The 10,420-nt window shown below is 45.5% G+C and carries 9 protein-coding genes and 1 riboswitch; of the genes, 1 reads left to right on the plus strand and 8 read right to left on the minus strand.

Annotated elements, in window-relative coordinates; genetic code table 11:
• Positions 1-69: 69 nt before the first annotated feature.
• Entirely contained in the window at positions 70-1,860 is a 1,791-nt protein-coding gene (locus AB4154_RS21550) for an aminopeptidase P family protein (protein WP_136973481.1), read from the plus strand.
• Positions 1,861-1,974: 114 nt separating this feature from the next.
• On the opposite strand, the gene thiH is transcribed toward AB4154_RS21550, so the two are convergent.
• The 8 genes from thiH to AB4154_RS21590 all read right to left on the minus strand — a co-directional run bounded on the left by thiH (position 1,975) and on the right by AB4154_RS21590 (position 10,239).
• The gene (thiH, locus tag AB4154_RS21555; protein WP_017061318.1) at positions 1,975-3,087 is read right to left on the minus strand and encodes a 2-iminoacetate synthase ThiH; all 1,113 of its coding nucleotides are present in this window, start codon (positions 3,085-3,087) and stop codon (positions 1,975-1,977) included.
• A gap of 7 nt (positions 3,088-3,094) precedes the next feature.
• Positions 3,095-3,859 carry a thiazole synthase gene (locus AB4154_RS21560; RefSeq protein ID WP_017072448.1) on the minus strand — a complete coding sequence of 255 codons (765 nt, stop codon included), beginning with the start codon at positions 3,857-3,859 and terminating at the stop codon, positions 3,095-3,097.
• A gap of 2 nt (positions 3,860-3,861) precedes the next feature.
• Complete coding sequence (thiS, locus tag AB4154_RS21565) at positions 3,862-4,071, minus strand: sulfur carrier protein ThiS (protein ID WP_017061316.1); 210 nt, start codon at positions 4,069-4,071, stop codon at positions 3,862-3,864.
• On the minus strand, positions 4,068-4,850 hold the full coding sequence (locus AB4154_RS21570; protein ID WP_372124070.1) for a ThiF family adenylyltransferase: 783 nt from the start codon (positions 4,848-4,850) through the stop codon (positions 4,068-4,070). The genes thiS and AB4154_RS21570 overlap by 4 nt, the downstream gene beginning before the upstream one ends.
• On the minus strand, positions 4,840-6,132 hold the full coding sequence (locus AB4154_RS21575; RefSeq protein WP_017061314.1) for a thiamine phosphate synthase: 1,293 nt from the start codon (positions 6,130-6,132) through the stop codon (positions 4,840-4,842). Before AB4154_RS21575 ends, AB4154_RS21570 begins: the two co-directional genes overlap by 11 nt.
• Positions 6,132-8,081, minus strand: a complete 1,950-nt coding sequence (gene thiC / locus AB4154_RS21580; protein ID WP_372124072.1) for a phosphomethylpyrimidine synthase ThiC — start codon at positions 8,079-8,081, stop codon at positions 6,132-6,134. The genes AB4154_RS21575 and thiC overlap by 1 nt, the downstream gene beginning before the upstream one ends.
• Positions 8,082-8,211: 130 nt before the next feature.
• Positions 8,212-8,310: riboswitch (TPP riboswitch) on the minus strand.
• 62 nt (positions 8,311-8,372) lie between these two features.
• A complete protein-coding gene (gene crcB / locus AB4154_RS21585; RefSeq protein WP_004736665.1) occupies positions 8,373-8,756 on the minus strand; it encodes a fluoride efflux transporter CrcB in 384 nt (127 codons plus the stop codon).
• A 100-nt stretch (positions 8,757-8,856) separates the two neighbouring features.
• Entirely contained in the window at positions 8,857-10,239 is a 1,383-nt protein-coding gene (locus AB4154_RS21590) for a multicopper oxidase family protein (protein ID WP_372124074.1), read from the minus strand.
• Positions 10,240-10,420 lie beyond the last annotated feature (181 nt).

Raw genomic sequence — 10,420 nt, forward strand, 5'->3', positions numbered from 1 at the left:
AATAAGTCCCCTCGCATGTATATCGACTGTGAGTGTTAACAAGGACCCTAACAATAAGGATAAACACAGATGCACAATATCACTGCTGAACGCGTTGCTGCGGTTCGAGCTTGGCTTGAAACAAACAACCTAGATGCCGTTATCATTCCACATGAAGACGAATATCTAGGTGAATACGTTCCTGCTCATAACGAGCGACTTCACTGGTTAACAGGTTTCACTGGCTCTGCTGGTGCGGCAGTTATCACTCGTGAGAACGCTGCTATTTTTGTTGATGGTCGCTACACGGTTCAGGTTCGTAAGCAGGTACCAGCAGAGTTATTTGAGTATCGCCACCTTATTGAAGAGCCGGCTTTAGATTGGATCACCAGTTCTCTAGCACAAGGCAGCAAGGTTGCATTCGACCCACGCATGCACACTGCTGCTTGGTTGAAAGGCGCTCAAGCTAAACTGGCAGAGAAAGTTGAACTAACAACACTATCTTCGAATCCAATTGATGAGCTTTGGTCTGATCGTCCTGAGCCGGTGGTATCTGATGTTCGCTTAATGGCAACAGACGCAGTAGGCCAATCAAGTGAAAGCAAACGTGCGGAGATTGCTGGCTTACTAAAAGCCAAAGGTGCTGATGCCGCTATCCTTACGGAACTCGATTCGATCTGTTGGTTGCTTAACATTCGCGGCTTGGACGTATCTCGCCTACCTGTTGTGTTATCCAATGCGATCATCCACGCCGATGAAAGCGTCGACTTCTTCCTAGACCCAGCTCGTATTCCTACGGGCTTTGAAGCACACGTTGGCAATGGTATTCGCGTATCTCACCCATCAGAGCTTGAAGCACGCCTTCAATCTTTGGAAGGCAAAAATGTATCTGTCGATTCAGGTACCAGTAACGCTTGGTACACGCTGGTTCTACAAAACTCTGGTGCTCATATCATTGAAGCAGCAGACCCATGCCTAATGCCAAAAGCAGCAAAGAATGAAACTGAAATTGCCGGCATGAAAGCGTGTCACATTCGTGATGGTGTTGCGATGGCGAAGTTCCTATCTTGGATTGATTCAGAAGTCACGCAAGGTAATCTGCACAATGAAGCTGTGCTAGCAGACAAAGTTCAATCATTCCGCGAACAAGACCCAACGCTGATGGACCTAAGTTTTGACACGATTTCAGCAGCAGGCGGCAACGCAGCAATGTGTCACTACAACCACGAGAACCAACCTGAACCAGGTCAGTTAGAGATGAATACTCTTTACCTAGTCGATTCAGGCGGTCAGTACCTAGATGGTACAACCGACATCACTCGAACTATCGCGATTGGCCAGCCAAGCGACGAAATGATCCAGCAGTTCACGTTAGCGCTTAAAGGTCACATCGGTATCGCGCGTGCACGTTTCCCACAGGGTACTCGTGGTTTCCAACTTGATATTCTAGCTCGCCAACACTTATGGGCAGAAGGCTTCGACTACGACCACGGTACTGGTCACGGTGTTGGTCATTTCCTAAGTGTTCATGAAGGTCCGCAAAGCATCTCTAAGAAGCTAATCGATGTACCTCTTGTTGAAGGCATGGTGTTATCAAACGAGCCGGGTTACTACCGTGCAGATGAATTTGGTATCCGTATCGAAAACCTAGAACTGGTGGTTGAGCTGCCAACTCAAGGTGACTTCTCAGTACTAACGTTTGAGTCGCTAACACGTTGCCCTATCGATAAGCGCAACATCAACGTCGATTTACTGACACGACCTGAACTTGCATGGCTTAATGATTACCACCAGAAAGTATGGAACGATGTTAGCCCATTAGTTGAAGGTGATACATTGGAATGGTTACGCCAATCAACCACTCCACTTGCTCATGCTTAATGCTTAGCTAATTCAAACTTAATGAAATGAAAAACGGCCACCTTAGGGTAGCCGTTTTTATTTGTCGATTTAACTTCGTCGATGTTTCACGTGGAACATAAATCTGCGTGTTCGCTAACCAGAGTAAGCACTGTGCCAGTCTCTCCACACAGGATCAAAACCACGTTGACGAATCATTGACTCAACATCGGCAGCACTTCGCTCATCACTTATTTCAAATTGCTCGAGTTCTTCTTCATCAGAAGCATAACCACCTGGCTGGGTTTTAGACGCAGCCGACATACTGGTGATTCCCAATGGCAACACATTGTCACGGAAAGCTGCAGACTCACGAGTCGAGAGAGACAATTCAACCTCAGGGTTTAATAAACGATACGCACAGATAAGTTGAACCAACTGTTTATCACTCATAATCGATTTAGGCTGCAAACCACCCTCACACGGACGAAGACGTGGGAATGAAATCGAGTAACGTGTTTGCCAATAAGTACGCTCAAGATAGTCTAAGTGAGCGGCCACGAAGAAACAGTCGGTACGCCAATCTTCCAAGCCAATCAAAGCGCCAATACCTATCTTATCAATACCCGCTTTTGCCAAACGATCGGGCGTTTCGAGCCGGTATTCAAAATCCATTTTATTGCCACGCAAGTGGTGTTCCGCGTAGGTACTTGGGCTATACGTTTCTTGGTAAACCATCACCGCATCTAAGCCGAGAGTTTTAAGCTCTGCGTAGTCATCTTGATCAAGCGGCTGCACTTCCATCGCAAGATAGTTAAATTGTGCCTTAATATTCGGTAGCACTTCACGGAAGTACTTCATCCCGACCTTGGTTTCATGTTCACCAGTCACCAACAATACACTATCAAACTTCATCTTTTTGATAGCGGCACTTTCAGCATCGATTTCATCTAAAGTAAGTGTGCGACGCTTAATGCGGTTCTCCATTGAGAAACCACAATACGTGCACGCATTCGCACATAAGTTTGAGAGGTACAATGGAATATACAACGACATTGTATTGCCGAATCGCTTGCGTGTGAGTGCCAACGATTGTTGCGCCATCTGCTCTAAGTAAGGTTCTGCTGCCGGAGAGATAAGAGCCTTAAAGTCTTCCAAGTCGCGTTTAGGTTTACTCAGAGCGCGCTCAACATCCGCTGCCGTTTTACTGAAGATGGACATACCAATGTCATCCCAGTTGAGCTGTTTAAATCGATCAACAAACGTCATAAGGACACTACTCGTCTAGGAATGAAGTTAGCGGACTAGAAGCAACCGCATGAGACACCTGTCCAGCAAGACCAGAAAGGTAAGCCATACGGCCAGCTTCAACTGCCAGTTTAAAAGCAATCGCCATATCAACGGGTTGTTGAGAAGCCGCAATTGCAGTATTAACTAACACGGCATCCGCGCCCATTTCCATTGCACGAGTAGCATGAGATGGCGCACCAATACCAGCGTCAACAATCACAGGGACGTTCGCTTGGTCGATAATGATCTCTAAGAAGTCTGCCGAAGCGATACCTTTGTTCGACCCAATCGGCGCACCTAGCGGCATAACCGCAGCACAACCCACCTCTTCCAATCGTTTACACAACACTGGGTCAGCATGACAGTAAGGCAACACAACAAAGCCATCTTTAACCAGTTGCTCAGCCGCTTTTAATGTCTCAATTGGGTCTGGCATCAAGTACTTTGGATCAGGGTGAATTTCCAGTTTGAGCCAGTTTGTGCCTAGCGCTTCGCGAGCCAAATGCGCAGCAAAGATGGCATCCTTCGCGTTCTTCGCCCCGGAGGTATTTGGTAACAAGTTCACGCCAGCATCAATGATGGGCTGTAAAATATCATCTTGCTCAGAGCGAATATCAACTCTCTTCAACGCCATGGTTGCCAGTTGAGAACCGGAAGCTTCGATAGCACTCGCCATTAAATGTTTATTCGCGAACTTGCCCGTTCCAGTAAAGAGTCGTGATTGAAATGTTTTATCTGCGATAGTTAACATAGTTAGCCTCCTGCAATAGCTTGGAAAAGAGAAATAGCATCGCCTTCATTGACGACCCTTTGTTGCCACTGACTACGCGGGACAACCGCATTATTGATAGCAAAGACACAACCCAGATCGGGTAGTGAAAGCGCTTGGATGATATCCGCTAGAGACGACGATTGTGCAACCTGTTCTGGTTGCTCATTGATAGAGATCGTTATGTTGCTCATTGGGTTTCTTCTTCTAAATAGTTAACTGTAGATGTGCAGCAAACGGGGCATTCACTATCTTGAGTGACACTTAAGTTTTGCCAGTTCATCGTCTGACCATCAAACAGTTTGAGCTGATGTGTTGCAACCTGGAACTCGCCAGTGCTAATACGTTGAATCACTGCCAGTGCTTGGAGGTTGCCTATGGTGCCAACAACTGGGCCGATGATGCCGCTATCGCTACAACGTGTCGTTTGTGGATGATGACTGAACGGGAACAAACAGTGATAGCACCCTTTCTGCATCTGATAATCAAAGACAATAAACTGACCTTTCCATCCGATCGCAGAACCAGAAACCAAAGGTGTCTTGCTACCAAAACATGCTTGGTTAACCTGCTGACGTGACTCAAAGTTGTCAGTACAATCCAACACCAAATCAGCGAGCATCACCTCAAGCTCAAGCTGGCTCTGAGTCATTCGCCTATTGATGGTTCTCACTTGGCTTCGACCATTAAGCTCAGTCAGTTTTTGCTTCAGAGCTTCGACCTTAGGCGAACCTAACTGGCTTTCCTTGAACGCAACTTGTCGTTGAAGGTTAGACGAATCCACACAATCATCATCAACTAATACGATTTTCCCGATACCGGAAGCCGCAAGATAGAGAGCCGCAGCATTGCCTAAGCCACCACAACCGATGACCAATACATGGCTATCTAATAGATTGCGTTGCCCTTGCTCACCCACTTCAGGAAGTGCGAGTTGTCGTTGATAACGAATGAATTCGAAATCATTCAGCATGACTTAGCTCCTGAGTTACCTCTTTAGCAGCACCTGAAGAACGGTCAGCCATTAATGCTTCGAAGAACTCAATCACTTGTTTTGGGTCTTCGGCTAACGTAATCGCACGTACAACAGCAAGGCTCGATACCCCACAACTCCACACCTGTGCGGCCGTCGACTGGTCAATTCCACCAATCGCAACTGTCGGATAACCGGTGAGTTCTTCTGTGTATGGGATAGTATCAATCAGCTGCTGATAGAGAGATAAACGCACAAGTCCTTGAGGCTTCGATGGCATCTGCTTAGTGGTGGTTGGGAATATATGCCCCAGCGCAATATAGCTTGGGTTGATTTGCACAATGCGTAGCAACTCGTAATAACCATGAGTCGATAGACCGATCTTAATACCAGCTTGGCTCAGTTGAGATAGGTTGGATTCTTCGATGTCCTCTTGCCCCAAATGAACACCAAAAGCATCATGCTTAAGTGCCAATTGCCAATAGTCATTGATAAAAACCTGAGCGTTGTGCTCTCTACCGAGTTCGATAGATCGCGCGATTTGTTGTTCTAAATCTGCTTGCTGTGGGTTCTTAATACGCAGTTGAACTGTGTTAATTCCAAGCTTGAGCAGCCTTTCGATCCACTCAACATCATCAACCACTGGGTATAGTCCTAGGCTACTCTTACTCAATTCCGGGAACGACAGTGATGTTCCTTGGTGCGCCCAACCAACACTAATATCCAGTCGCTCATCTTCGAGAACGGGAATAGGAAAGTTTTGATAGTTTGCTGGCCATGTTCCACGTGAAACACTAGATGCTGCGCGAGCTAAAACCAGTGCATCTTCTAATGGGAATTCCAACGCCAACAAAGTAAGTAACCAAGCAAAGTGGCCACGACTATCTAACTCCTGATGAGCTGGAGTTTCACTCTTGATAGCACGATTAGAATCTAGCTGTGACCAGATATCCAATGCAGCTGAGTCATCTAAGACACCGATATAGATGGTATTCGGAGTTTGTGCCAAGGCATCGCGGACACCAGCTAGCGCCACTGAATGACTGTAATAAACGATATGATCAAGCTCACTTGAGCGACACTCCGCCAATGAATCAACATCATGAGCAAAACCAATAGATAACGCTTGCTGAGCATCAACGATAGAGAAGCATTGAGTTGGGCTTACACCCAACTCAACTGCATCGGTTGCCAAGCCTTGTCGCTTAGCAACCAATAGACAGCTTTGCACCTCTCCCGTTAGCTCAATATTTTGAGATGGGATAAGAATCTTCACTGTCATTATTCCTCTAATTGAGCTTCTTTTGCGCCTACTGCTGGGTGATAAAGTTCAGAGCCAGTATCACGGAACTCTTGTGATTTCTGACGCATCCCTTCCAACGGATTATCAAGCATCTTAATCTCGATAGCCTGATCAGCAGCCACTTGTTCAGTGTCTTTCGCGTACTCTCGAACTTCTTGAGAGATCTTCATTGAACAGAATTTAGGTCCACACATAGAGCAGAAGTGAGCAACCTTGCCCGATTCTTGTGGCAGGGTTTCATCGTGGAAAGAACGGGCTGTTTCTGGATCTAAAGCTAGATTAAATTGGTCTTCCCAACGGAATTCAAAACGAGCTTTAGATAATGCATTATCTCGGATTTGTGCGCCCGGATGCCCTTTTGCCAAGTCTGCTGCATGTGCTGCCAGCTTGTAAGTAATCAAGCCAGTCTTCACATCTTCTTTATTTGGTAAGCCCAAATGCTCTTTAGGTGTTACATAACAAAGCATCGCACAGCCGTACCAACCAATCATCGCCGCGCCAATACCAGAGGTAATGTGGTCATAACCCGGTGCAATATCAGTGGTCAGCGGGCCTAACGTATAGAAAGGCGCTTCATGGCAGTGCTCTAACTGCTCATCCATGTTCTCTTTAATAAGATGCATAGGTACATGTCCAGGACCTTCAATGATCACCTGAACATCGTATTCCCAAGCCACTTTAGTTAACTCACCTAGAGTACGTAACTCCGAGAACTGAGCCTCATCATTGGCATCTGCAATAGAGCCAGGACGTAGGCCGTCACCTAGTGACAAAGCCACATCGTACTTCGCACAGATCTCACAGATCTCGCGGAAGTGTGTGTATAGGAAGCTTTCTTGGTGATGTGCAAGACACCATTTCGCGATAATAGAGCCACCACGAGAAACAATACCTGTCACACGCTTAGCCGTCATAGGAACATAACGAAGAAGCAAACCAGCATGGATAGTGAAGTAATCAACGCCCTGCTCCGCTTGTTCAATCAAAGTATCGCGCATCACTTCCCAGTTAAGGTCTTCGGCTACGCCATTCACTTTCTCAAGCGCCTGATACATAGGAACCGTACCAATCGGCACTGGGCTATTACGTAGGATCCATTCACGAGTCTCGTGGATATTACGGCCAGTAGAAAGGTCCATCACGGTATCTCCACCCCAACGAGTTGACCATACTAGCTTCTCAACTTCTTCTTCAATCGAAGAACTTACTGAAGAGTTACCGATATTGGCGTTCACTTTCACTAAGAAGTTTCGTCCAATAATCATCGGCTCGGATTCAGGATGGTTAATGTTCGACGGAATGATAGCTCGGCCTTCAGCGACTTCTTTACGCACGAACTCAGGGGTGATTTCTTTCGGCAGGTTTGCGCCAAAATTATGGCCAGGGTGTTGGTGGTTTAGCTGCTCATCAGCAAATTTCTGACGTCCCATGTTCTCACGTATCGCAATGTACTCCATCTCAGGAGTGATAATTCCCTGACGAGCATAGTGCAACTGAGTAACACATTGATCGCCAGTCGCGCGACGAATTCTAGGCAGATTACCGTAACGAAGGTCGTCTAGAGTTTCATCTTCTAAACGCTCTTTGGTATAAACAGAACTTACATCGTCTAATAGTTCTGTATCACCACGCTCTTCAATCCATTGCTCTCGTAACTTAGGAAGGCCACTGTAAAGGTCAATTTCGTGCGTAGGGTCAGTATAAACACCAGAAGTGTCGTATACATGAATTGGTGCATTAGGTTCGAATACAGGCTCTTTTTTGGTACCACCAACAAGGCTATCTGCTAGTGATAGTTCTCGTACAGGGACTTGAATGTCCTCGCGAGATCCTTGGATATAAGCTTTTTTTGAATTTGGATAAGGTTGTACGGATAAAGAATCAATGAAATTCTTCGCTTCCAGTCTTGCTTGTTTACGACTCGACATAGCATTTTTCCTTGGCTTTTAGCCATTATTTATAGGGATAAAAATGCTTGACGGATAAGATGCTACAAGAGGGATCACAGCAAGAAAATGCAGTTGTGATCTGGAGATAGATCTCTAGAAGGATTCTAGTTAGATATCTACTCTTGTTCCCTTCGCAGGTATTAGCCTGATCAGGTTCAACGGATCCCGAGTTAACGGTCTCAGCCATATGGCACTCCGACAAGTACGATCGAGTATATAAAAACGGCTTGGATAAACCAAGCCGAGTTGTTAACAAATCGTAAGAAAGTTTTATGACTTTATCAAAAGTTGGAAGCCGATCCATGCGGCTGAAATACTAAGAACCACATTGAGCAGTACATTGAGTCCCATCTTGAAGAACGCGCCCTGCTGCATAAGAAGCACGTTATCCATCGAAAACGTAGAAAATGTCGTCAGGGCTCCAAGGAAACCAAGACCGATAATTTGTCTCCACGGCTCCGTCGCAACCATCTCATTTTCAAACGCGGCGATGAGCAACCCCATAATCAAAGAGCCAATCACGTTAACAGTCAGCGTACCGTAAGGAAAACCACGCCCTAACATCACAACGCATAACTCTGAAATCAAGTAACGTGAACAAGCACCAAACGCGCCACCGATGGCGATAAAACCTAAAATAGATAACTGACCCATGAATCCTCCCAAACAATAATCCCTATATTCTAGCTTTAACGCCGATAAAAGCGAGGGTAGAAACTAAGAATGCACGCTCAAATATTAAACGTTACAGGTGTCACTTAACTTCAATATATCCCATCAAACCCGTTTTCATGTGTTCGATAACATGACAGTGGTACATCCAGCGCCCAGGGTTGTCGGCAACAAATGCGGCTTTCGCTCGACCATTCTTTCCAAGTAACACAGTATCGGTATGGAAAGGTTCTGCAACTTTCTTCCCATCAAGTTCGAGTACTGTAAAGGTATGTCCGTGAATATGGATCGGATGATGATATTGAGTGACGTTCTTAAGATCGAATATATAGGTTTTACCCAATTCTAAAGTCGCCAACGGTTCAGGGATATTATCTTTGCTCATCCCCTCCCATGCTCGTTTATTAGTTAGCCAAAACTTAGGTATAGATTTTCCATCTTTGGATACTGGAGAAACCGCCCCTTCCCATTCAAATAAAAAGTCGATTTCTTCTGCATTAGCCAAATCTAAGTTGGGCACAGGATTGAGAGGTAAAGAAGGTAGAGAGCGATTCTCAACAAGGATTGAATTTACAACCTCGAACTCACACAAAGAGAAAGGAAAGCGTCCTTTCATTTGAAGGACGCTCACTCGCCCACCTGCTTTGGGTGCTACCAATCCAATATCCACTCGCATCCCTGGGCCAATTTTATGTTGAGTCAGTTTATAAGGCGTTTTTACAGGGTTACCATCAATGGCAATCACCCATGCCTCAGCCCCTTCGACAGCAATAGGATAAGTGATCGTATTATCGACATTAGCGATACGTAGCCTAGTCGTTGCATGTTGTTTTAACTGATAGACAGGCTCATGTATTCCATTAACGCTACTCCACTCTCCTGGCGTACCCATACGAGCACTGAGTCGTGGGATCATTAGATCTTTCCATTGGCCTTTCTTATCTATATGCCAATGTTTAAGCATCAGTGCGTGCTCTTCATCAAACTGCACTGGAATGCTCTCGTCTACGATAATTAGACCAACCAAGCCCATACCAAGCTGCTTAACGCTGTTCATATGTGGGTGATACCAAAACGTGCCAGCATCTGGTGGCGTAAATTCATAAATGAATGTTTCACCTGGCATGATCAGTGGTTGGCTCAAGAAGGGAACCCCATCCATTTCGATAGGAATCCTTAAACCATGCCAATGAATAGTTGTCGGTTCTGATAGCTTGTTGGTAAAACGGATCGTTACCTTTTCACCTTGTCGACATCGAATCGTTGGTGCTGGAATCTGACCATTAAAGCCTAGAATATCAGTCTCAAACCCCGTCACGAGTTCAGCGGTTGAAGGCTCTGCCGTTAAGTCATAAACATACTTTCCTTGTTCATCAACCGACCGTTTCATTGAGCAAGCGGGCAGTACAGTGAGTGCAGATATAGCGAGAGATGATTGAATAAACTTACGACGGGAGATATCCATATTTGTTGCCTTTTAGTAATAACGACTAAAATTTAACAAAATATTGAGAACAGTTCTCATAAAGAAGCGTAGTTTGTGCTGTTGGTTGTTTATAAAAGAGACTGGGATAAGTAAGCACTTACACTTTTAAGGCCAGGTTTTATTAAAAGCAGGAATTACCGACTAATACCAATTAAAGTAA

This window comes from Vibrio sp. 10N.286.51.B11 (assembly GCF_041469245.1).
Taxonomy (GTDB): Bacteria; Pseudomonadota; Gammaproteobacteria; order Enterobacterales; family Vibrionaceae; genus Vibrio; species Vibrio crassostreae_C.

Coding starts and splice junctions, on each gene's coding strand:
- AB4154_RS21550 (WP_136973481.1), top strand. CDS start 70: ATGCACAATATCACTGCTGAACGCGTTGCTGCGGTTCGAGCTTGGCTT.
- thiH (WP_017061318.1), bottom strand. CDS start 3,087: ATGACGTTTGTTGATCGATTTAAACAGCTCAACTGGGATGACATTGGT.
- AB4154_RS21560 (WP_017072448.1), bottom strand. CDS start 3,859: ATGTTAACTATCGCAGATAAAACATTTCAATCACGACTCTTTACTGGA.
- thiS (WP_017061316.1), bottom strand. CDS start 4,071: ATGAGCAACATAACGATCTCTATCAATGAGCAACCAGAACAGGTTGCA.
- AB4154_RS21570 (WP_372124070.1), bottom strand. CDS start 4,850: ATGCTGAATGATTTCGAATTCATTCGTTATCAACGACAACTCGCACTT.
- AB4154_RS21575 (WP_017061314.1), bottom strand. CDS start 6,132: ATGACAGTGAAGATTCTTATCCCATCTCAAAATATTGAGCTAACGGGA.
- thiC (WP_372124072.1), bottom strand. CDS start 8,081: ATGTCGAGTCGTAAACAAGCAAGACTGGAAGCGAAGAATTTCATTGAT.
- crcB (WP_004736665.1), bottom strand. CDS start 8,756: ATGGGTCAGTTATCTATTTTAGGTTTTATCGCCATCGGTGGCGCGTTT.
- AB4154_RS21590 (WP_372124074.1), bottom strand. CDS start 10,239: ATGGATATCTCCCGTCGTAAGTTTATTCAATCATCTCTCGCTATATCT.